Annotated in this window: 21 protein-coding genes; 9 read left to right on the top strand and 12 right to left on the bottom strand. The window is 71.0% G+C overall.

Annotation, left to right across the window (positions count from 1 at the left end):
• Positions 1-28 precede the first annotated feature (28 nt).
• Positions 29-1,831 (bottom strand): ABC transporter ATP-binding protein, encoded by a 1,803-nt coding sequence (locus GA0070617_RS22035; protein WP_091441908.1) that lies wholly within the window; start codon positions 1,829-1,831, stop codon positions 29-31.
• A 115-nt stretch (positions 1,832-1,946) separates the two neighbouring features.
• Here GA0070617_RS22035 and GA0070617_RS22030 point away from each other — a divergent pair, with 115 nt between their 5' ends.
• The 3 genes from GA0070617_RS22030 (at position 1,947) to GA0070617_RS22020 (ending at position 3,941) form a co-directional block, all read left to right on the top strand.
• Entirely contained in the window at positions 1,947-2,360 is a 414-nt protein-coding gene (locus GA0070617_RS22030; protein WP_091441904.1) for a hypothetical protein, read from the top strand.
• Positions 2,361-2,538: 178 nt separating this feature from the next.
• On the top strand, positions 2,539-2,904 hold the full coding sequence (locus GA0070617_RS22025) for a hypothetical protein (protein WP_373868372.1): 366 nt from the start codon (positions 2,539-2,541) through the stop codon (positions 2,902-2,904).
• Positions 2,904-3,941: a hypothetical protein gene (locus GA0070617_RS22020; RefSeq protein WP_091441901.1), complete on the top strand. Its 1,038-nt coding sequence runs from the start codon at positions 2,904-2,906 to the stop codon at positions 3,939-3,941. Before GA0070617_RS22025 ends, GA0070617_RS22020 begins: the two co-directional genes overlap by 1 nt.
• A gap of 87 nt (positions 3,942-4,028) precedes the next feature.
• On the opposite strand, the gene GA0070617_RS22015 is transcribed toward GA0070617_RS22020, so the two are convergent.
• Positions 4,029-5,900: a carbohydrate-binding module family 20 domain-containing protein gene (locus GA0070617_RS22015; protein WP_091441898.1), complete on the bottom strand. Its 1,872-nt coding sequence runs from the start codon at positions 5,898-5,900 to the stop codon at positions 4,029-4,031.
• A 237-nt stretch (positions 5,901-6,137) separates the two neighbouring features.
• Between GA0070617_RS22015 and GA0070617_RS22010 the strand changes: the two genes are divergently transcribed.
• Positions 6,138-7,067, top strand: coding sequence for an LLM class F420-dependent oxidoreductase (locus GA0070617_RS22010; protein ID WP_091446979.1), 930 nt, complete (start codon positions 6,138-6,140; stop codon positions 7,065-7,067).
• Between the two features lie 815 nt (positions 7,068-7,882).
• On the opposite strand, the gene GA0070617_RS31700 is transcribed toward GA0070617_RS22010, so the two are convergent.
• Entirely contained in the window at positions 7,883-8,518 is a 636-nt protein-coding gene (locus GA0070617_RS31700; RefSeq protein ID WP_229688450.1) for a thrombospondin type 3 repeat-containing protein, read from the bottom strand.
• Positions 8,519-8,645: 127 nt separating this feature from the next.
• Between GA0070617_RS31700 and GA0070617_RS22000 the strand changes: the two genes are divergently transcribed.
• The gene (locus tag GA0070617_RS22000; protein WP_217628857.1) at positions 8,646-10,115 is read left to right on the top strand and encodes a D-arabinono-1,4-lactone oxidase; all 1,470 of its coding nucleotides are present in this window, start codon (positions 8,646-8,648) and stop codon (positions 10,113-10,115) included.
• Between the two features lie 33 nt (positions 10,116-10,148).
• On the opposite strand, the gene GA0070617_RS21995 is transcribed toward GA0070617_RS22000, so the two are convergent.
• From GA0070617_RS21995 to GA0070617_RS21985, 3 genes are all read right to left on the bottom strand, one after another.
• Positions 10,149-11,291 (bottom strand): site-2 protease family protein, encoded by a 1,143-nt coding sequence (locus GA0070617_RS21995; RefSeq protein WP_091441894.1) that lies wholly within the window; start codon positions 11,289-11,291, stop codon positions 10,149-10,151.
• Between the two features lie 71 nt (positions 11,292-11,362).
• A complete protein-coding gene (locus tag GA0070617_RS21990) occupies positions 11,363-11,920 on the bottom strand; it encodes a hypothetical protein (RefSeq protein ID WP_091441889.1) in 558 nt (185 codons plus the stop codon).
• An 82-nt stretch (positions 11,921-12,002) separates the two neighbouring features.
• On the bottom strand, positions 12,003-12,491 hold the full coding sequence (locus tag GA0070617_RS21985; protein WP_139135739.1) for a hypothetical protein: 489 nt from the start codon (positions 12,489-12,491) through the stop codon (positions 12,003-12,005).
• A 143-nt stretch (positions 12,492-12,634) separates the two neighbouring features.
• On the opposite strand from GA0070617_RS21985, the gene GA0070617_RS21980 reads away from it, so the two are divergent.
• The gene (locus tag GA0070617_RS21980) at positions 12,635-13,084 is read left to right on the top strand and encodes a hypothetical protein (RefSeq protein ID WP_091441882.1); all 450 of its coding nucleotides are present in this window, start codon (positions 12,635-12,637) and stop codon (positions 13,082-13,084) included.
• A 97-nt stretch (positions 13,085-13,181) separates the two neighbouring features.
• A complete protein-coding gene (locus GA0070617_RS21975) occupies positions 13,182-14,273 on the top strand; it encodes a hypothetical protein (RefSeq protein ID WP_139135738.1) in 1,092 nt (363 codons plus the stop codon).
• Between the two features lie 12 nt (positions 14,274-14,285).
• Here GA0070617_RS21975 and GA0070617_RS21970 read toward each other — a convergent pair whose 3' ends face one another.
• Positions 14,286-15,239, bottom strand: a complete 954-nt coding sequence (locus tag GA0070617_RS21970; protein ID WP_091441875.1) for a hypothetical protein — start codon at positions 15,237-15,239, stop codon at positions 14,286-14,288.
• A gap of 221 nt (positions 15,240-15,460) precedes the next feature.
• On the opposite strand from GA0070617_RS21970, the gene GA0070617_RS21965 reads away from it, so the two are divergent.
• Together GA0070617_RS21965 and GA0070617_RS21960 are read left to right on the top strand one after the other, a co-directional pair.
• Positions 15,461-16,030 (top strand): hypothetical protein, encoded by a 570-nt coding sequence (locus GA0070617_RS21965; protein WP_091441871.1) that lies wholly within the window; start codon positions 15,461-15,463, stop codon positions 16,028-16,030.
• A 352-nt stretch (positions 16,031-16,382) separates the two neighbouring features.
• Complete coding sequence (locus tag GA0070617_RS21960) at positions 16,383-16,646, top strand: hypothetical protein (RefSeq protein WP_091441868.1); 264 nt, start codon at positions 16,383-16,385, stop codon at positions 16,644-16,646.
• 161 nt (positions 16,647-16,807) lie between these two features.
• Here the strand turns inward: GA0070617_RS21960 and GA0070617_RS21955 are convergent, their stop codons facing one another.
• From GA0070617_RS21955 to GA0070617_RS21935, 5 genes are all read right to left on the bottom strand, one after another.
• On the bottom strand, positions 16,808-17,491 hold the full coding sequence (locus tag GA0070617_RS21955) for a hypothetical protein (RefSeq protein WP_091441864.1): 684 nt from the start codon (positions 17,489-17,491) through the stop codon (positions 16,808-16,810).
• Entirely contained in the window at positions 17,491-18,126 is a 636-nt protein-coding gene (locus GA0070617_RS21950; protein WP_091441861.1) for a hypothetical protein, read from the bottom strand. Before GA0070617_RS21950 ends, GA0070617_RS21955 begins: the two co-directional genes overlap by 1 nt.
• Before the next feature lie 22 nt (positions 18,127-18,148).
• Positions 18,149-18,409: a hypothetical protein gene (locus GA0070617_RS21945; RefSeq protein WP_091441838.1), complete on the bottom strand. Its 261-nt coding sequence runs from the start codon at positions 18,407-18,409 to the stop codon at positions 18,149-18,151.
• A gap of 183 nt (positions 18,410-18,592) precedes the next feature.
• Complete coding sequence (locus tag GA0070617_RS21940; RefSeq protein ID WP_091441857.1) at positions 18,593-19,207, bottom strand: RloB family protein; 615 nt, start codon at positions 19,205-19,207, stop codon at positions 18,593-18,595.
• Between the two features lie 6 nt (positions 19,208-19,213).
• On the bottom strand, positions 19,214-20,524 hold the full coding sequence (locus GA0070617_RS21935; protein ID WP_091441854.1) for an AAA family ATPase: 1,311 nt from the start codon (positions 20,522-20,524) through the stop codon (positions 19,214-19,216).
• Positions 20,525-20,529 lie beyond the last annotated feature (5 nt).

The following is a 20,529-nucleotide window of genomic DNA, read 5'->3' as shown; positions in this document are numbered from 1 at the left end:
ACCCGGTCGGCGACCGGAAGCTTCGTCGTCACCGCAGCCACCCCGCCCCGGCAGCCGTTCCGGTGGGGCCGGACGTTCCGCTGGCACCAGGGAGCGGGTCGGGCGAACCGGTGGGGTCGCTGTCGCTGTCGCGGGCGACCAGGGCGCGGTAGCCCGGATTCCGCTCGATCAGCTCGGCGTGGCTGCCGGTGTCGACGATCCGGCCGTCCCGCAGGTACCCGACCGAGTCGGCGTGCCCCAGCAGCAGCGGTGAGGTGGCCAGCACGATCGTGGTCCGGCCGAGGCGGGCCTGGCGCAGCCGCCGGGCCACCCGCGCCTCGGTGTGCGCGTCCACCGCCGAGGTGGGATCGACCAGGATCAGCACCTCCGGCTCGGCGAGCAGGGCCCGGGTCAGGCGTACCCGTTGTCGTTGGCCACCGGAGAGGGTGCGGCCCCGGGCGTCGACCGGGGAGTCCAGCCCGCCGGGTTGCGAGTCGACCACGTCCCGGGCCGACGCGGCGTGCAGCGCCGCGTGGATCGCCGGGTCGTCGCTGGTCGTCCGGCCGCGCAGCACCTGCCGCAGCGTGCCGGCGAAGAGGTACGCGTCGGGCTCGGCGACCAGGATCCGGGCCCGTACCTCGTCGAGTGCGACGGCGGCCAACGGCACGCCGCCCCAGGTCACGTCGCTGGCGACGTACCGGCCGAGCCGGTCGGCCAGCGCCTCGGCCTGGGCCGGGTCGTCGGCGGCGACACCGAGCACCTGACCTGGGCGTACCACCAGCCCGGTCGCCGGGTCGGCCAACTCGGCGGGCCGCCGCGGCGCCGCCACGCCCGGCCGGCGCCCGGCGGTGGCCGGGTCGGGGGTCAGCCGGAGCAGCCGGACGATCCGGCGGGCGGCGACCCGACCCTGGATGAGCTGGTAGCTGCCCTCCAGCAGGAACCAGACCGGCACGATGAGCACCGCCACGTACCCGTACACGGCGACCAGTTCACCGACGGTGATTGAGCCGTCGATCGCCATCCGCGCGGCCAGCCAGACCACCGCCGCCAGCAACAACCCCGGCAGCACGGGCGTCACCGCCTCGATCCGGCTGCGGGCCGTGCCCACCCGGTACCCCTCGGCGCGCAGCCGCTGGGAACGGTCGGCGTACCGGCGGGCGAACAGGTGCCGGCCGCCGACCCCGGCGAGCACCCGCAGCCCGGCGACGATGTCGTCGGCCCGGGTGGTCAGCTCACCCTGCTGCTGCCGGTACGTCGACTCCACCCGCTCCAGCCGCCGCAGCAGCGGCCCGAGGGCCACCGCGATCACCGGCACCCCGAGCAGCACCAGCATCGCGAGTAGCGGATCGATCGACCAGAGCAGGACGGCGACCAGCACGTACGTCAGCACGGCACCCACACCGGGCCCGGTCAACGTCAACACCTGCGAGGTACGCGTCACGTCGTAACCGCTGACCGTGGCCACGTCACCGGCGGCCAGCCGGCGGGGCAGGACCGCGCCGAGCCGGGCGAGCTGACGCAGCAGCACCTCGGCGGAGCGGGCGCTGGCGTCCTCCCGGACGAAGGTCATCGTGCGGTGCCGGAGGATGCCCAGCCAGGCCAGCCCGAACCCGGCCAGCAGGATCGCGGTCGCCCAGCCGAGCAACGCCCGGTGGTCGCCCGCGCGGAGCCCGTCGTCGATGGCCCGGGAGATGAGGTACGGCCGCAGGGCCAGTCCGGCCATCCAGGCCGTCCCGAACACGCTGCCGCGCAGCACCCGCAACGGCTGGCACCGGACCAGCCACCAGATGTAGCGCAGCGGACCCGAGGTGTCCGGCGTGCCCGGCTCGGGGTGCGGGATGGCGGGGGGCATCGACTCAGACTAATCACGGAGTCCGGGGACGGCCTGCCCTTTTCCGACACCCGGCCGGGTCCACTGAGTACGCGTACTGTTCCGCGCCCGGCCGGACTGGGTAAGGATCGCAGGCGTGCACACGTCGACGCGTACCCGGAACCTGCTCGGTGGTCTGCTCCTGGCGGTGGTGACCCTCGCCGTCTGGGCGGCCTGGTTGGGCTGGGAGACCGGCTACACCGAGGATCCACGGACCGGTGAGGTCAGCGGCCCGTACGCCGGCTGGCAGGTGGTCGGGTGTGTCGTCACCCTGGTGGTGGTCGGGGCGGTCGCCGGCTGGCTGCTCAAGCCCTGGGTGGTGGTGCCGGTGATGACGGTGGTCTTCACCGCGGCCTGGACGGTCGACGCCGCGGCCAACGACGACTCGGGTCTCTTCGCGGTGGGCGCGATCATGGTGTTGATCGGGATGGCGTTGGCCAGCAGCCTGGTCGCCGGCACCGCGCACCTGGCCCGTCGGCAACGGGCCCCGCGGGGGCGCGACGCGGCCTGACCCGGCGGGCCACGGGCGGGCCACCGTCCGAGCTGGCCGGTGCGTTCCCGCAACTCCCTGTGCTGGTCGTGGATCCGGCGTGGTGGGTCGATCGACCGGCGACGCGCAACCAGGTGGTTGACATCGGCGGCGTCCGATGGCCGACCGAGGCTGGTCGCCCCTCGGATCGTTTTACCAGGTGAGCGCGGGTGTCGACCCCTACCGGGGTGAGCCCGGCCCCCGCCCGGTGCCGCCGGTCACCCGTACCGGCCGGAAGAAGGGAGGCGGGATGGCCCTACCCATCGTCACCGCCAGGTTGGACAAGTCCCGTTACACCCCCGGCGAGCCGATGCTGCTGACCGTGGTCTACGGCGTCGCCGAGGGGCAGCCGCTGACCGTCACCGTGGTCGTCACCGACCAGGCCGGCCGCCGCAGCGCCCCGACCACCGTCACGCCGACGTTCGAGCCGACGACGCTGACCGTCACCGTCTCCGACAGCGCCGGACGGGCGTGGACCCGGCTGTCGGACGACGGGTCGGTCACCGTACACCGGGCGGTGGCGTGATGCCCCTGGTTACCGTGCAGGTCCGCGACAGCCTCGGCAACATCGCCACCGACCAGGTCGAGTACACCGTCACCGCGCCGGTGCTCGGCGGCTACTACCTCTCCGGCAACGCCGACCCCACCGCCGACCTGGTGGGCGGGAACATCCGCTCGCTCACCCAGTACCGTAGCTTCGCCGACGGCAACGTCTTCCCCGGCTACCAGCGACCGTGGCTGCGTACCCTCGGCCTGACCGGCATCATGATCAACATGGTGCTGGAGCTGAAGCACTACGGCGCGCCCGACACCGGGCCGCAGAACTTCACCGTGGACGGCGTCGCCTACCGGGTGCCGGCCCCGAACATGACCATCCAGCAGCGCCCGAACACCACCTGGCCGAAGGCCTACGGGTACGGACAGGTCACCGCCGGCCAGTGCGACGGGCTGCTGGCCCGCGCGCTGTCCCAGTACCGGACCATGGGCTTCGGGGTGAACATCCAGCTCGCCTCGGAGCTGGACACCGACCACGAGTTCGGCACCACCGAGGGCGGTACGGCGTACACCGGGGCCCAGGCCGACGCCCGTGCGGTGACCGCGCTGCGCTACATCGTCGACTGGTTCCGGGCCCGGCAGCTGCCCGCCGGCACCACCTTCTCCGTCGGCACCGGCGGCTGGGACCGCGCCTGCTTCCGGCGGGTGCACCCGGAGTCCCTGATGGGCCGGCTGGACTTCCTGCAGTGGAACGCCTACGCCACCGACCCGAGCCACACCGCGCTGGCCCGGTTCCGCCGGACCAAGGACTGGGCGGTGGCCGACCTCGGCCCGGTGGCGCTGTCCCGCCCGGTGCTGATCGCCGAGTGGGGGGTCCGGGTCGCCGAGATACCCGACCAGGCCGGCTGGATCGCCACCGTGCCGGCGGCCATCGCCCAGCTCAACGCGGAGCGGGGCCCGTTGATCGCCCGGACCAACTACTTCAACTCCGGCTGGGGCACCCTCACCCCCAAGGCCCCCGGCCTGGCCGCCCTACACACCGCCTACCACACCCCACCCTACGTGTAAGGAAGGGCCCCTTGTTAACGCTTCCGGTCGAGAGGGGAACCCCTCTCACCGCCCGCTGTTAACAAGGGGCCCTTCCTTACGGTGGGGTTAGCGCCAGGTGGCGGTTAGGGGGGAGCCGGCGGTGCCGGTCCGGTTCGCCCCGTTCTCCCACTGGGTGGCGCCGTTGCCGATCTTGACCAGCTTCCACTCGAAGGAGGTGCCGGCGGGCAGGTCGACCGAGCCGGTCCAGGTCGGGTAGCTGCCCGAGGTGGTGCTCAGCTTGACCCCGCCCGCCGGGTTCCAGTTGCCCAGCTGCGGGATCGAGCCGACGACGTACACCTCCTGGCCCCAGTTGGTCTGCGCGGTCACGGTGAAGCGGGTCGCGCCGGCCGGGACGGTCGGGGTGGGGCCGGTCGTCGGGGTGGCGGTCGGCGTCGGCGTGGGGGGCGCCGTCGGGTTCGGGGTCGTGCCGTCGGTACGGGCGTCCACGTGCAGCGCCACCCCCCGGTCGGCCGGGATGCTGGTGGTGAAGCTGCCCGCGTTGACCGTGATCACGCCACCGGTGCAGGCCTTCGTTCCCCGGTTGAAGGTGCCCCGGGCCACGTTGCAGTACGTGCCGTCGGGCAGGTTGGTGGTGAACGACCGGTTCCACGCGCTGCCGGTGGCGTTGAAGGCCGCGTACCCCCGGTTGCCCCGGGCGAAGCCCAGCCGGCCGTTGCCGTCGGTGACCACGTTGCCGATGGCGGTGCCGGCCACGGCGTTGCGGAAGCTGGGCATCCCGGCGACCTGCTCGTTGCGGTGCTCGCAGATCCAGTCCGAGCCGTTGCAGTTGGTCGCGTTGGTGGTGCCGTTGCTGCTGCTCGGCGGCCCCTGCGCCTTGACCGAGCCGAACGCGTAGCTGGACATCAGCTGCGGTCGGCCGTACGGGTGGGCCATCATGAACGCGTCGGCCAGGTAGTAGCGGGCGCCGTTCTTGTAGGTCAGGGTGGGGGTCTCCCGCTGGGTGTCGTGGTTGTCCACGAACACGATCGCCTGGCTGGAGGTGAGCCCGCCGTAGTTGGGCATGTTGGCAAACTGGGCGATGTTGCCGTCCCGGAAGGCCGAGGCCACCGAGCGCTGGTAGTCGAAGTTGGTCACCGCGCCGTACGGGGCGTACGCGGTGTACGGGACGGTGCCGTCGCCGTACACCTCGTGGAACAGGTCCGGCTTGCCGCCGAAGACCGGTACGTCCTTGAGCCGGCTGATGATGTCGCCCAGGTGCGACTCCTGGACGTGCTTGGCCGCGTCCACCCGGAAGCCGGCCACCCCGAGGTCGATCACCGAGTTCATGTACTTGGCGATCTTGCGTCGGACCTCGGGGTCGGCGGTGTTCAGGTCGGCCAGCGCGAGCAGTTCGCAGTCCTGCACCTCGGCCTTGTTGCCCCAGTTGCTGATGGTGCGGTAGCACGGCCCGAAGTCGGCGTAGCCGTAGCGGTCACCGGAGCCGTCGTTGAACAGGTTCGGGTAGTCGTACTTGCTGTAGACGGTGCCGGCGCTGCCCGGCCCGCTGCCGGCCGAGCCGGTGCCGGTCATGTGGTTGAGCACCATGTCCACATAGATCTTGACGCCCTGGGCCCGGCAGCGTTGCACCATGTCGACGAACTCGGCGCGGGTGCCGCGCCGGGTCTGCTCCACCCGGTACGACACCGGCTGGTAGTCCTGCCACCAGGGGTAGGTGGCACCCTCGGAGCTGGGCAGGACGACGTGCTCCTGGGGCGGGGAGACCTGCACGCCACCCCAGCCGTTGGGGCCGAGGTTGGTCTCGCACTCCTGCGCCACCGAGCTCCACCGCCACTGGAACAGGTGCACGATGGAGTCGCCGTTGGCCTGCACGGCGGCGGTGGCCGGGGGCGCGGCGGCGACGGTGCTCAGGGTGGCCGCCAGTAGCGTGGCGGCCAGGGCGGCGGCCGCTGCGGCGGCCTTCGGTCGGATGGTTCGCATCGACTCTCCTGGGGGACGGGAGCGGTTTGCCGACCAGTGGACGGCAAAGCTTCCTGCAAGTTACGCAAGAAGTTGCGGGTTGCCGAGACCGTAGCAGTGATGTGGGTGATTGTGAACCACCCATTTCGAAGTGGTCACCTGATGAAGTCGCCCTTGCGTGCTCCTGCAAACACTGCAAGAATTTTCGATCCGAGCTTCCGGAGGCGAGCCGGTCGGCCGCTACCTATGCTCGGCCTCATGGAACTTCGGATCTTCACGGAACCCCAGCAGGGGGCCAGCTACGACCAGCTGCTCACGGTGGCCCGCTGCGCCGAGGACGCCGGCTACGCCGCCTTCTTCCGCTCCGACCACTACCTGAAAATGGGTACGGTGAGCGGCGACCCCGGCCCCACCGACGCCTGGACGACCCTGGCCGGGCTGGCCCGCGACACCCGACAGATCCGGCTCGGCACCCTGATGAGCGCGGCCACCTTCCGGCTGCCCGGCCCACTGGCCATCACCGTCGCCCAGGTCGACGCGATGAGCGGCGGCCGGGTCGAGCTGGGCATCGGCACCGGCTGGTACGCCGAGGAACACAGCGCCTACGGCATCCCGTTCCCGCCGCTCGGCGAACGCTTCGACCGGCTGGAGGAACAACTCGCCGTCATCACCGGACTCTGGTCCACCCCGGCCGGCCAGACCTTCGACCACGACGGCCGGTACTACCCGGTCAGCGGCTCACCGGCGCTGCCCAAGCCGGTCCAGCAACCCCGACCGCCGATCCTGCTCGGCGGCATGGGCCCCCGGCGCACCCCCCGGCTGGCCGCCCGCTACGCCGACGAGTTCAACCTGCCGTTCGTCTCCGTCGAGGACACCACCGCCCAGTTCGGCCGGGTCCGCGAGGCCTGCGCCGCGATCGGCCGCGACGCCGACGAACTCACCTACTCCAACGCGCTGGTGCTCTGCTGCGGGCGTACCGAGGACGAGATCCGACGCCGGGCCGCCGCCATCGGCCGCGACGCCGACGAGCTGCGCGCCAACGGCCTGGCCGGCACCCCCGCCGAGGTCGTCGACACCATCGGCCGGTACGCCGCCGCCGGCAGCCAGCGGATCTACCTGCAGATCCTCGACCTCACCGACCTGGACCACCTGGACCTGGTAGCCACCACCGTCCTCCCCCAGGTGTAAGGAAGGGCCCCCTCTTAACGCATTCGGTAGAGCGGGGTACCCCTCTCACACCCACCGGCCCGTCGCGCAGGACCGCGGTGGGCCGGCGGGTGTAACCCATCCGACCCCAGCGCCCGACCGACGGTCAGACAGCAAGGTAGGCGGCGGTCAGCTGGCAGGCGGGCAGACGGCAGTCAAGCGGGCGGCCGGGCGGCCACGCGGCCCGGCAGGCGCGGGCGGGCACGTGGCAGGCGGCGGTCAGGCCACGCGGCCGGGCAGGTGGCAGGCGGCGGTCAGGCCACGCGGCCGGGCAGGTGGCAGGCGGCGGTCAGGCCACGCGGTCGGGCAGGTGGCAGGCGGCGGTCAGGCAGGCGGCCAGGCGGCCACGCGGCCCCGTGGCAGGCGGGCACGTGGGCAGGCGGCCACGCGGCCAGGCGGCCCCGTGGCAGGCGGCCACGTGGGCAGGCGGGCACGCGGCCAGGCGGCCCCGTGGCAGGCGGGCACGTGGGCAGGCGGCAACTTCCTTGTTGTGGGGTCTCGGACGGGGTAGGCGGGGACAACATCATGGATGTTGCGCGACATCCGTGACGGCAGTTCCCCGTGGCGACACGTAGGCGTCACAACCGGGGACGGTTCCGAGGCCCGGGTGGGTGCCGGGGCGTGGGCATGCCTGCGGCGAGAGCGGTTGTCGCCAGCACGTCGGCCACCCATCCGACGATCGCCGGGTACGAGCGACAACGCCTTCACCTGCGACGGCAAGGTCTACGCCGCCGCTTCTACTCCGAGTCTCACGAGTCAGACACCAACGGAACGTTGCCGGTGCCCGAGGTGGTGGGTCACCGCAGGGGGCCACCCGCGGACGGCTCGCGCAGCACCGTGTCCAGCCGTCCGTCCCGGTCGCTGTCCAGGTAGGTGATGTCCGGAATGCCGTCTCCGTCCAGGTCGAACTGCACCACGTCGGCCACCCCGTCGCCGTCGAGATCGGTGACCACCTCGGTCGAGCCGTCCAGGTGGTGGGTGACGATCGACTGCGCCCCGCCGGTACGCGGCGGCGGCCCGGACGGGGGCGTCGGCGCCGGCCCGGGTGCCGGAGCTGGCGTCGGTCCCGGTGCGGGCGTGCTGCCGGCCCGGTGCGTCGGCGGTGCGCTGGTGGGCTCGACGCCGGCCCGGTGCGTCGGCGGTGCGCTGGCCGGTTCGACGCCGGCCCGGTGCGTCGGCGGTGCGCTGGTCGGCTCGACACCGGCCCGGTACGTCGGCGGTGCGCTGGTCGGCTCGACACCGGCCCGGTACGTCGGCGGTGCGCTGGTCGGCTCGACACCGGCCCGGTACGTCGGCGGTGCGCTGGCCGGCTCGACACCGGCCCGGTACGTCGGCGGTGCGCTGGCCGGCTCGACGCCGACGCCGGTCGGGTCGATCTCCTCTTCGGACGGGAAGACATCGCCTCGCAGGGTGGGATCGCGGTAGCTGCTCATCGTCGTACTGTTCCCCGGTCGGGCCGCGGACAACCGCGCCGCACCGCCGTCCGGACCGTGCGTGACGGGATTGTGCCCGCTGGTGACGCCTCGCCGGGTGCGCGGGACGAGGCGTATCGTCCCCGGAATGGCAACGACGAATGGCCCGGCGGCCTCCGGCCCGGCGGCGGCCTCCGCCCCGGCGGCGACCCCCGGGCCGGCGACCGCCGAAGCGGCGACCCCCGAGCCGGCGAAGGCCACCGGGCTGGCGACCGCCGAAGCGGCTGCCACCGGGCCGGCGACCCCCGAGCCGGCGAAGGCCACCGAGCCGGCGACCGCCGAAGCGGCTGCCGCCGGGCCGGCGGCCACCGAGGCGGCGGAGGTGCGGCGGCGTAACTGGGCGGGCAACGTCCACTACGCGGCGGCCCGGTTCCACCGGCCGACCTCGCGGGACGAGCTGCGTCGGCTCGTGGCGGGCAGTGCGCGGCTGCGGGCGGCGGGCTCCGGGCACTCGTTCAACCGCCTCGGTGACACCACCGGGGACCTGGTTTCGCTGGCCGGGCTGCCGGCGGCGGTCCGGATCGACGCCGACCGGCGGACCGTCGCCGTGGCCGGCGGGGTGCGCTACGGCGACCTGGCGACCGTGCTGCACGCCCAGGGGTACGCCCTGGCGAGTATGGCCTCGCTGCCGCACATCTCGGTGGCCGGTTCGATCGCCACCGCCACCCACGGCTCCGGCGCGGCCAACGGTAACCTGGCCACCGCCGTGGCCGGGCTGGAGCTGGTCACCGCCGACGGCGATCTGCTCCGGGTGGGGCGCGGCGACGAGGACTTCGCCGGGATGGTGGTCGGCCTCGGCGCGCTGGGCGTGGTCACCGAGGTCACCCTGGATGTCGTCCCCACCTTCGAGATGCGCCAGTACGTCCACCTCGACCTGCCCCGGGAGGCGCTCGACGCGGCGCTGGACTCGGCGTACAGCGTCAGTGTCTTCACCGACTGGCGTGGGCCGCGTTTCATGCAGGTGTGGCGCAAGCAGCTCGCGGACCAGCCCGCGCCGGCGGCGGATTGGCTGGGTGCCCGGCCCGCCGAGGTGCCGCAGCATCCGGTGCCCGGGATGCCGGCGCAGAGCTGCACGGCCCAGTTCGGCGAGCCGGGGCCGTGGCACGAGCGGCTGCCGCACTTCCGGCTCGGCTTCAACCCGAGCAACGGCGACGAGCTGCAGTCCGAGTACCACCTGCCCCGGTCGGCGGCGGCCGGGGCGCTCGCGGCCCTGGACCCGGTCGCCGACCGGCTCGCCGCCGTGGTCCAGACCTGTGAGGTACGCACCATCGCGGCCGACCGGCTCTGGCTGAGCCCCCAGTACGACCGGGACAGTGTCGCCCTGCACTTCACCTGGATCGCCGACCCGGCGGCGGTGTTGCCGGTGGTGGCCGAGGTGGAGCGGCGACTCGCCCCGTTCGCGCCGCGCCCACACTGGGGGAAGGTGTTCGATGTCGACCCGTCGGCGTTGGCGGCGACGTACCCCCGCTGGGACGACTTCGCCGCCCTGCTCACCCGGCTGGACCCGGCCGGCACCTTCCGCACGGAGGCACTGGACCGTTACTTTCCGCGCGGCTGACCGTCACCGGCTGACCGTCACCGGCTGACCGCGTCACCGGCTGCCGGCGTCGATCTGGTCGCGTAGGGTGCCGCGCTGCACGGCGCGGCTGATGTCGCTGGGGGAGACGATGCCTACCAACTGTCCGCCGGTGACCACCAGGGCCCGGCCGTCGGCGCAGGCGCTGAGCCGGGGGAGCAGGTCGGTCAGCTCCTCCTCCGGGGCGGCCAGCACGAGGTCCTCGGCGCGGCAGGCCACCTCGGCCAGCCGGGTGGTGGCCCGCTTCTCCACCGGCGTGCCGCGTACCCGGTCCAGCGTGACCAGGCCGACCGGCTCGCCGTCGACGGTCAGCGGCAGCGCCGTGTGTCGGTAGGCGAACAGGTAGTTGTCCACGAAGTCCGCCACGGTCAGCTCCCCGGAGGCGGTCTGCGGCTGTGGCGTCATCACGTCGCCGACCCGTACCCCGCGCAGCGCGCTGCCCATTCGGGCCTGGCGCTCCTCCAGGCCGGCCACGCCGATCAGGAACCACCCGATCAACGCCAGCCACAGCCCGCCGAAGCCGGCCCCGACCAGGAACCGCCACAGTCCGAAACCGATCAGCGCCACGCCGAGGATCCAACCGGCCCGCGCGGCCACCACGGTGGCCCGCGTCCGGTCGCCGGTCGCCTTCCACACCGCGGCCCGCAGCACCCGGCCACCGTCCAACGGCGCGGCCGGGAGCATGTTGAAGATCGCCAGGAGTACGTTGATCCCGGCCAACCAGGACAGCGAACCGAGCAGCAGCCCGCCGCCTCCGGCCATCGCGACGCCCAGCGCGATCACCCCGAAGAAGACCCCGAGCAGGAGGCTGACCAGCGGCCCGATGCCGGCGATCCGTAGCTCCGCGCCCGGGTCCCGCGCCTCGCCCTTCAGCTCCGCCACCCCGCCGAAGAGCCAGAGGGTGATCCCCTCGACGGCCAGCCCGTTGCGCTTGGCCACGATCGCGTGGGACACCTCGTGGGCGAGCAACCCGAGGAAGAACACGACAGCGGCGGCCAGCCCGGCCAGCCAGTACAGCCAGCCGGGGTGCCCCGGATACGACCGGGGGAACTGGCTGGCCGACAACGCCCAGGCGATCAGGGCGAAGATGACCAGGACACTCCAGTTCACCCCGACCGGTACGCCCGCGACCCGCCCGAGCCGAAAGCTCGCCCTCATGCCGGACTGGTACCCCGGACGGCCGCGATCATGCCACCGCGCGGCTCACCGCTGCCGCTGTGCGCGGGGCCTTACCGCTGGGGTGCGTTGCCGCCGGACGGAGGCTGGAACACGCTGCCGCGGTGTGCGGTCGCACTGGTCCGGCGCCCGCCCGGCGGGGGCTGCTGCCGATACTGGGAGAGCCGTTCGGCTGCCGCACCGCTGGTCGCCGCCGAACCCGGGCCGGGCTGCTGGGTCGCACCCGCCGGCTGGCTCCAGGGGTTCCGGGTCCGGCTGCCACCCGCGGTCATCGGATTTCCCATGCCGATCTGGGGCGAGTCGTAGATGGGGGTGGCGGACCAGTCCGAGGTGGGCTCACCGCTGGCCGGCTGCGATCGGACGTTGGTCTGCAGTGTAAGCGGGGAGGTGCTGCTCGTCGGACCCCAGATCTGCTGGTAGACCCGTTCGAAGTGGTTCTCCCGGCGTCGGGCTGCGGCCCCCGGCGGGTCCCCCACGTAGGAGACACTCGAAGGGTTGAGTCGCGGGTCACCAGGCTCGAGGTGGGCCCGGACCGCCTCCTCGTAGGGGCCGTAGGACTGTCCGGTCTGAAGGGGTGGGTAGTCCGAGTAGTGGCCGTCGGGGCGGGGCATGGCGGCTCCTGTCAGGTGCGGACCAGAACGATCCTGGTCGGGGGTGGAACGGACGTTCGGGCGGTGGTTCCGCTTCCGTGGCTCAGGAACAGACGGCGGTCTTCCACGCCCGGTAACTCGACTCCAACCTGCCTGCCGAGTCGGCCGCACCGGCCGCCTTCCCGTCGACGTCGCCACCGGTCAGCTTGTCGAGGTGGAGGCTGGACAGCATGAAGGAGTGCGCGACGGCGGTGTTGTGCAGGAGCTTCGCGGCCGGGTTGTCGTACCGCTTCGCGACCGTGGCGAGCGTCTCGCTGCGGTCTGCGGCCGATTCGAGGTCGGCCTCCGCTGCCGTCGCCAACCCGGCGGCGGTGTTCGGCAGGGCCGGGTTCTGCCACGCCAGGTAGGCACGTTGGACGGTGGCGCATTCACCGGCACCGGTCGGAGCCGGCTCACCGGCCGGTGTCGTACTGCCGCTCGGTGTCGTACCGGGCTGCGCAACCGGGGTTACCGGGTCGGCGGCGTCGGAGCAGGCGGTGGTGAGCGCGGCGACGAGGATCAGCGATACGGCGACACGACGGGATCGGGGCACGCCGGACACCTTAGCCGCCGCTGCGGCGGCACGTGTTCGTGTCCCCGGGCGGTGTCGCAGATCATCCGGCCGGATTGAACCAGAGTGCCGGCGCTGCCGTCGTCAGGGAGTCGGTTCGATCAGGGACGATGTGGAGGTCCGCGATGGCAGTCAACCCCGGGGGTACGGAGAACAGCTGGCTGCGGTCGGCCTCGCCGACCAGCGACGGCGGTGCGTCCGGTTACGACAGCCCCGACGAGTACCAGTGGAATCAGGGGCAGTACCAGTTCTACCGGTTCGAAAACGACGGACGGGTGCGGATGAGCAGCTACAACCCCGACTACCAGCCCCATCAGGCAATGCGATCCCTGCGCGATGGCATCGATGACTGCCACCTGCCGTTCACGTCCCCGGCCATCGACCTGAGCGGGCCTCGCGTGCCGTCGTACGCCGCGACATCGACGATGGGCGCCGCCAGCGAGGCCGCCGGGATGAGACTCCGCGGTGCCGGCAGCGCGGGTCGGGGCGGCGAGCCCCGGCGGCCACCCCGGCCCGCTGGGGACCATTCCACCCGGGACCGCCGGCAGCGGGGCAGCCGCGGCACCGGAAACTGATCCGACATCCGATCCGCCTGGACCGGGACGCCACCGGATCCGGTGACCCCCGGTGCGGCGCGACGGCGGCGATCTCTCGCGGAGGAGCAGGAAACGGATGACGACGTACGCAGAGTTCAAGGCCGGACTGTGCCCAGTGACGGACGATCTGTGGATCGCGCTGACGGAGCCGGATCGACACACGGTTCGGGAGTGGCTCAGAATCGTAGGGGTCAATCCGCCGAGCAACGGTGGGGTAAGCCCCGGCCAACTCAAGGACTTCGAGCGGTCCCACCGGATCCCGGTCGGGACCTACCGCATGGAACGAAACTCGAACGGTACCGTGGTGGGCTTGATTCTCACGCCGCGGGAGAACTACCGGGAGTTCCTGCTCGACCTGACCGCGCTGAGGGCGGCGGCGGGCGAGAGTGCCGCTGCCCTGATTCCCCGATCGATCAACCACCACGCCGTCCACGAATGGCTCAGAGCGACCTACCCGGATGGTAATTATCCGCACGCCAGCCGTATCAACATAGAGCATCTCCGAGATTTCGAGAAACAGAACGGTATCCCTCTGGGAGTCTACGAACTGCATCGTACGCCACCGAACCCCCATGTGGACGGCGTGGTCGTCTCGGCCTACGGCAGGTTCCTGGAGACCGGCTCGTTCGATCACCGTGTCGTGAACGAGTGGCTGAAGGTCGCCTATCCGGAGCGCAGGCCGCCGTCGCCCAGTAGGCTCAAAGAGGAGCATCTCCGGGATTTCGAGGCAAATAACGGTATTACTCCGGGGACCTACGAGTTCAGCTACCAGGAAAATCGTAATGTGGATGGAGTGGTCTTCTCGGCCTACGGCACGTTCCTGAGCATCGGTGTGATCGATCACCACGCCGTGCACGGGTGGTTGAAGGCGACCCAGCCGGGAGTCAAACACCCGAAGGAAAGCAAGATCACGGACGGGCACCTCAGGGACTTCGAGGCCTGGCACGACACCCCCGCCGGCACCTGGCGCCTCGAGCGCGACGAGCGTGGTCTCGTCGTGGGGGTCGTCCCTGCTGTCCCGGGCCCCGGCGACGCGGCTGGTGTCGCCGCAGTCGCCGCCCTGTCATCGCCCGGGACGTCCTACCAGTTGCCGCCGCAGTACCAGGCCCCGAGCCAGTTCCACGGCGGTCCCTCCGGATCCCGCCCGTCCGGTCGTGGGCAGGGGTAGCACCCACCCGGCTCAGCTCTGTTGGTACGTCACGGCGGCGTACCCGCAGGGCTGGTGCAGGTGCAGGTAGTAGGCGCCCTCGCCGTACTCGGCCAGGTCCGCGCCGCCGACCAGGCCGACGTACGCCATGGGTTGTCCGCAGCCGGGACAGTCGGGATGCTCGGCGTCCTGGATCCAGTCCGGCCGACCGCCCAGGGTCGAACCGCCCCGGTCCCAGGCGCTTGCCTGGTACGGACTGGTCAGGGCCGCCCCCACCGTCGGCAGCACGCTCGGCGGCTCGTCCGGCCCGGCCGCCGCCGGAAGCCAGTCGGGGCGGGTGTTGCCGGCCCACCAGACCGCGGTACCGGTCGGCGTGACCTGGCTGTACAACGTCGTGTAGCAGGCGCAGAAGTGGCAGGTCTCGATCAGCAGCCGGCCGCTCCAGCCGGTGTGCGCCAACGCCGTACCGGTGGCGGGGTCGGCGGTGTCGAGGTCCGCGACGGCCCAGCTCGCCGACCCGCACCACGGGCAGGTGGTGTCGGTCGCCCGGCGCGGCCCCTCGCGCATGACCCACTGGTACGCGGTGTCGCCACACAGGTCCCGTCGGCTGCCGTCCGGGTCGAGGGCCCAGCCACCCTCGTGGGCGTACCGTGCCGGGTCGACGTGCAGCCGCTCCGCGCCCGCCGGCGGCTGCGTCGACCAGCGGCGCAGCGCGCTCTCGGCCAGCGGGTGGCCGCTGTGCGCCAGGACGGCGAGCAGGTTGTTGAGCCGGTGCGGCGGCTGGCCCTCGTCGACCCGTTCGACGACCCGCCGGACCAGGTCCGCGTCGGCCGCCCGGTACAGCTTCGCCGGCCACCACACGTCCCGGTCGAACAGCACACCCAGGTACGGCGTCAGCCGCTGCGGCTCGCCGTCGGCGATCGTGGACAGCTCCTCGACCGCGTCCTCGTCCCCGTCCGCCGCCCTGCTGACCAGCTCCTCGATCATCAGGCGATCGTAGCCACGGTGATCAACGCTACTGACCGACCCGGCCGTCGACGCGTTCGCGCAGCAGGTCGGCGTGACCCCTCCCCGGTAAGGGGGCCGGATAAACCATCCGACGAGGTGCTCCAGCTCACCCAAGTGCCGTCGAACCGGGCCGAACCGGTCCGGTGCCGGCCACGTCGTGAGGAGGTCGGACATGACCAGGCGAGGCGTGGAGGCACGACATGGCAGACGGTTACAGCAGCCAGGACGAGTACAGCTGGGAGCAACGCGGCGACAGGTTCTACCGGAACGAGAACGGACGGGAGCAGTGGAGCAACCACAACCCCGATTTCAAGCCCGCCGAGGCGATGAGGTCCCTGGACGACGCCATCAGGCTCGTACGCGATCTTGACGGGGTGCAGGAGCAGCTCCGCGCCGAACTCAGGCAGGCTGACCTGACTGACAACAGCCGGCGCGGGATGGTGTCACCGCAGGCGCGGCAGCGGAACCTCGCCGTCCTCGACAACATGCAGCGGGTGCTCGACGAGAACGGGCTCGGAAGTCACTCGTTCAGCAACGACCTCAAGGCGACGAGGGCGCAGTTCCCGTCCCGGCCGGCCGGCCCCGTCCCGGGGGATCGGCCCCTGTCCGGTCCCACGGGCTCGGTGAGCAATGTTGCCGAGATGAGGTTGAACGGCGTCGGCCCCGCGGTGCATGCTGGCCAGCAGCAGAACGCCAGCGACCCGCATCGCCCGCACCAGGCGGCCGCCCAGTCCGCACCGGGCCCCGCCCAGCAGCCGGCACGGCGCTGAACCAGAACTGATCACGGTCGGGCCCGGAGACGCTGCCAGCTCGGGCCAGGGATCGGCGTGGTACTCGCCGCCAGCCGGCGGTCAGCCGGCATCCCTGGCCCCGGCCGGGCTACGGACCGCCCGGCGCAGCGGCAGGGCGTAACAGATGGGCGGGTCAGCGCTGGTGGGTGGTGGACTGCGCTGCGGTGGCTGATGAGGCGGGTCGGCTGGCTGAGCTGCCCTGGGTTGCGGGTTGACCCGATCCGGTCGAGGAGAGCACTGCGGCCTGGGAGGTGTCCAGGATGCTGCGGTTCGCACCGGTCAGCCCGTCTGCGCCAGTGTGGAACCGCACCGCATCCCGGTACCCGCGCTTGTGCTGCAACAGCTCATTTATGAACTGCTGCTCCTGCGGCGTTCCGGCAGCGGCGTTACTCGCAGCCACGGTCGCTACCAGATGATCCTGGAGCTTCTGGGCGTTGGCGGGATTCCTGAGGTCGCCAAACTCAGGATGGTGCAGAGCGGATCCGGGTTCGGACGGGCCTGCCATCGTGAACTCCTCAATCTCGGTCGGGTCCTGCTGGATGTCCTCCCCACTACGGACGAGCGTGGCCTGCCGTTCAGCGGGACGATCGGTTGAAGCTCGTGGCTCGCACCGCGTCCGGTCCGGCCGTTTCGATTGGGCCGGTGAGATCCGGTAGACCGCCACTCTTGAGCCAGTCGGCGAACTCCCGCCGCCTCTCCCGGTCGAACACCGCCTTGAGTGCTGGGTGTTGATCCGTCCAAGGCCCGGCCGGCGGGTCAGATCGCGGCACGGTAGGTGGCGAGGTTGTCGGCGGCCCCGGCGAGCTGACCGGTCGCGTCGTGGACGTGGCCCCGGGCGGTGGACAGTTGGCCTTCCAGCGTGAGTACGACGTCGGGCCGGCCGCCGGCGAGGACGGCGTTGAGGGCGTTCTGGGCGGCCCACATGGCTCGGTGGATCTCGGCGAGCTGCCGGGATGCCCGGTTGAGCTGGCTCATCACGGTGTCCAGCCCACCGATCACCTGCCCGGCGATGCTCGTCGAGGTGCCCGACCGAATTGGCGTGTAAGCCGACCCGGCTCCTGTTCCGGTTCGGGTACCGGCCGTGGCACCGCCGCCGGCAGAGCTGCCGGTGCGTTGCGGCGACGTAGCGCGGGAGCCAGCTGAGGTGGTTGCCGTCCTACGCTGGTCACGCCGTTCCCGAAGGTGGTCGAAGCCGGCGACGACGAGTGCCTTGCCCTGGGAACCGAGCATGCCGCCGATGATCGCCCCACCGGTCGAAGCGACGCCTGGCGACACCGGCAACCCGTACTTGGCGGCTCCCAGGCCGGCGAGCATGCCGACCCCTGCGGTGCCCCATTCGACCAGCTTGCCGAGGGCTTCCTTCGCGCTCTCGTACTTGAACCGCCGCGCGAACGGCCGCTCGATCTGTTTGCGGCGGCGGTTCTCTTTACGCCAGCCCATCAGGCCGAGATCGGGTCCAGGTAACCGCAGCTCACTGCGATCAGCAGCGGTAGGTGAATGGCGATGTCCCGGGCAATCTCCTGTGGGGTCGCTCCCGAAGGCTCGTCGCCTTCGGCGACGTTCTCGCTGTCGTCTGCATAGAGCACGCAGGAGTTCCACAGATCGGAATCGCGCCACGAAAACGACCACAGGCCGTAGATGTCGACCGGCACCGCAGCCTTGGGCTGTCCGGCGTGGCCGATCCGGTGTAGATGGGGATCCTCTGGGGTGGAGCCGAGGCCTTCGCCGAGCGGGAGCAGCTTGTGGCGGCTGAAGACGGGTTCGAGGTTGCCGTCGGTGTCGAACTCAACCAGGAGGCCGCGGGCGATGAGGCTGTCCACGAGGGTGGTGGCCTTGGGCTCGGGCTTGGGGGCGGTCTCCAGGAACCGGATCAGCGACTCCCGGTTGACTTCGAGTTTGGCGTGTCGTTCGGCGTTGTGGAAGGCGGCGGCCCAGACGGCGGCTTCGGTTTCGGTCAGTTCCACCAGGTCGTCGCCGAGGTGGATCTCGTAGCACTCGGGGATCGGGTCGGGTGGGCGTACGTAGCGGTAGCGGGGGCCCATGGTCAGGCCGGCGGGGACGATGACGCGTGGCATGGGGGACCTTCCGGGTGGTTACTCAGAAGCCGCTGGCGTACTGCCGGGTTGCCTCGACGGCTCCCATGGCGAGCTGGGACGCTTCGTCGAGTTTGGCGCGTACCTGCTCCATGCGGGCGATGGCCTCGCCGACGGCGGGGTGTCCGGTGCCGGCGGTCACGGCGCGCAGCATGCTCAGGCTCTGTTCCAAGGACTGGTGTACGGCGCGGAGCTGGGCGACGTTCTGCTGGGTCTGCTGGCCGAACTGGTTGATGCCGGCCTTGACTTCTTCGATGGATGCCACTGCGGCGGTTCCTCCCCAGGACCTTGCGCGGACTCGTGGCACGGTACCGGATCATGCACGCTGCGTCAGCCCACGGCCGCCCATCGGTCAGGGAAGTGCCGTGGGACGGGGCCCACACCCGGCCAACAGGGACGGTCCATGCTCAGGGGCGACCGAGTCGCTGGCGATCGGATGACGAGCTGTTCATTGTCTCTGTTCGAGAGTGCGCAGGAAGTGGTGCATTCCCGAGGACGGGTTGTCGTCCGGGAAGGCCGTGCCGTTGGCGGCGTGGCGCTTCTCCAAACGTTCGGCCCGGCGTGCTGCCTGTTTCCGTAACGGAATGTAGATGGCGCTGTCGAGGCTTTTCCCTGGCCGGCCATCCAGTTTGCGGCTCATGCTTTCGGCCTCGTCGGTTCTGACGAACTTGCTCCACTCGCGATGGTGCAGGATGAGCCAGACCTCGAAGCACGGGTTCGAGATGACCAGGCCGATGCCCTTGGCCTCCGCGAGCTGCTTGGCGTCGAAGAGGTTCGGGTGGTTCCGTGGCCATTCGACGTCGAAGATGCACCAGCACTCCTCGACCTCAGGGTCGACGAGCCGGTCCGCAGCCATCTTGACCAGTGTCAGCGGTACCCCCTGCTCGGGGTGAACCTCCAGGTTCAGGGCGGTGTTGTCCGCGATCTCGGGTAGCTTCTTCAGCCCGTTGATGTAGTCGGGCTCGGAGTTCTTACCTTCACAGAACACCACGATGGTGCGTAGTTCCGGGCGGCTGGCGGTCTTGCGCTTGAGGGGCTTCGCCTCACGGCGGCGTTGTCGCATCGTCGGTCAGCCAATCAACCCAAGCGCTCGGAGGAACTCCGTCTGGTCGACCTGGGGCAGGGCGCCAAAACGGCCATGAAGATAGGCGTTTTCGAGATTCTGTGACTTGCGTACCCGCTCACCGGCGAACTCGGCAAGAGCACCAAGCCGGGTGGAGCCGTCGAGGCGCTTCTCGGTGAGCCACACCTCGTCCCGGTTGAGATGGTTCAGCAGACTGGTGTCGTGAGAGGTGAAGATGAGCTGCGCCCCGTGCGGATTGGTGACCGGGCTGCGGAAGACGCGCAGCAACTCGGCGGAGAGAGTCGGATGGAGACTGGCGTCCAACTCGTCGAAGATGACCATCGAGCCGGACTGCAAGGCTGTCAGCACCGGGCCGATCAGCCGGAACCAGGTCCTCGTGCCCTCGGACTCGGCCGAGAACTCGATCGGGGTGGCGCTGCCACCGGACCTGTGCACCAGGCGCAGGCGTCGTTGGGTCCGGGTGTCGCCCGAGCTGGAGTAGACGACTTCCTGCTCGTCGATCACGACATCTTCGATGCCCAGGTCCGCCAGGCGGAGTAGAGCTAGGGCCTGTTCCCGCCGGTTCAGGGTCGGCCATTTGCCGTCCTCCTCTACCGACGAGAAGAGGGAGGGCTGGTCGTCGTCCGGCTTGTCGAACCAGAGGGTTGTCGCCCTGCCACCCCTGCGCGATCGTGGCCGCCTACCGCCGAAGAGGAAGCCCGGCGATCCGTTGACCAACGTCTGACCCAACACCTGGATGCGGAGGATCTCCCGGGCGAAGTTGGCCACGAGCGGCACGTCGAAGCGCCGGGCGACGGACAACGCCAGTGTCCGGTCGGTGAGCAGCTCCCGGGTGCCGGACAACGCCCCGAGCCCGCGCTGGAGCTTCAGCTCCAACCCCTCGCGCTCGAAGATCCGACGTCGCTTCTTCTCCGGGTAGTGGAACAGACCCTCGTACCGGATCTGATTGGCGTCGAGTTCCACGACGTACTCGAAACGCACGCCGTCGATCGTGGCCTCGATGACGAACTCGCTGGTCTCCTCCGGGCCCGTGCCGAAGACGAACGGCTCCAGGGGGATGCCGTCCTCCCAGAAGCGGAGCGAGTCCTCCACCGCATCGCGCAGCCAGGCGAGCGCGCCGACGATGTTCGACTTGCCGGAGGCGTTCGGCCCGTAGACCGCCGCCAGCGTCAACAGGCTCTCCCCGAGGTGCGGCACTTCCCGGGCGGCCTCCCGGTCGCGGTCCACAGCCACCATCGACAGCTCGACGCCCTCGGCGATCGACCGGTAGTTGCTGGCCTCGAACCTGATCAGCACAGCTG

The organism is Micromonospora yangpuensis, assembly GCF_900091615.1.
GTDB lineage: Bacteria > Actinomycetota > Actinomycetes > Mycobacteriales > Micromonosporaceae > Micromonospora > Micromonospora yangpuensis.
The sequence above is the reverse complement of the archived record's forward strand: the minus strand, read 5'-3'. Positions and strand labels throughout refer to the sequence as shown.

Excerpts from the sequence above, each read along its gene's own strand:
- GA0070617_RS22035 (WP_091441908.1), bottom strand. The coding sequence starts at position 1,831 with ATGCCCCCCGCCATCCCGCACCCCGAGCCGGGCACGCCGGACACCTCG.
- GA0070617_RS22020 (WP_091441901.1), top strand. The coding sequence starts at position 2,904 with ATGCCCCTGGTTACCGTGCAGGTCCGCGACAGCCTCGGCAACATCGCC.
- GA0070617_RS22015 (WP_091441898.1), bottom strand. The coding sequence starts at position 5,900 with ATGCGAACCATCCGACCGAAGGCCGCCGCAGCGGCCGCCGCCCTGGCC.
- GA0070617_RS22010 (WP_091446979.1), top strand. The coding sequence starts at position 6,138 with ATGGAACTTCGGATCTTCACGGAACCCCAGCAGGGGGCCAGCTACGAC.
- GA0070617_RS31700 (WP_229688450.1), bottom strand. The coding sequence starts at position 8,518 with ATGAGCAGCTACCGCGATCCCACCCTGCGAGGCGATGTCTTCCCGTCC.
- GA0070617_RS22000 (WP_217628857.1), top strand. The coding sequence starts at position 8,646 with ATGGCAACGACGAATGGCCCGGCGGCCTCCGGCCCGGCGGCGGCCTCC.
- GA0070617_RS21995 (WP_091441894.1), bottom strand. The coding sequence starts at position 11,291 with ATGAGGGCGAGCTTTCGGCTCGGGCGGGTCGCGGGCGTACCGGTCGGG.
- GA0070617_RS21990 (WP_091441889.1), bottom strand. The coding sequence starts at position 11,920 with ATGCCCCGCCCCGACGGCCACTACTCGGACTACCCACCCCTTCAGACC.
- GA0070617_RS21980 (WP_091441882.1), top strand. The coding sequence starts at position 12,635 with ATGGCAGTCAACCCCGGGGGTACGGAGAACAGCTGGCTGCGGTCGGCC.
- GA0070617_RS21975 (WP_139135738.1), top strand. The coding sequence starts at position 13,182 with ATGACGACGTACGCAGAGTTCAAGGCCGGACTGTGCCCAGTGACGGAC.
- GA0070617_RS21970 (WP_091441875.1), bottom strand. The coding sequence starts at position 15,239 with ATGATCGAGGAGCTGGTCAGCAGGGCGGCGGACGGGGACGAGGACGCG.
- GA0070617_RS21965 (WP_091441871.1), top strand. The coding sequence starts at position 15,461 with ATGGCAGACGGTTACAGCAGCCAGGACGAGTACAGCTGGGAGCAACGC.
- GA0070617_RS21955 (WP_091441864.1), bottom strand. The coding sequence starts at position 17,491 with ATGGGCTGGCGTAAAGAGAACCGCCGCCGCAAACAGATCGAGCGGCCG.
- GA0070617_RS21950 (WP_091441861.1), bottom strand. The coding sequence starts at position 18,126 with ATGCCACGCGTCATCGTCCCCGCCGGCCTGACCATGGGCCCCCGCTAC.
- GA0070617_RS21940 (WP_091441857.1), bottom strand. The coding sequence starts at position 19,207 with ATGCGACAACGCCGCCGTGAGGCGAAGCCCCTCAAGCGCAAGACCGCC.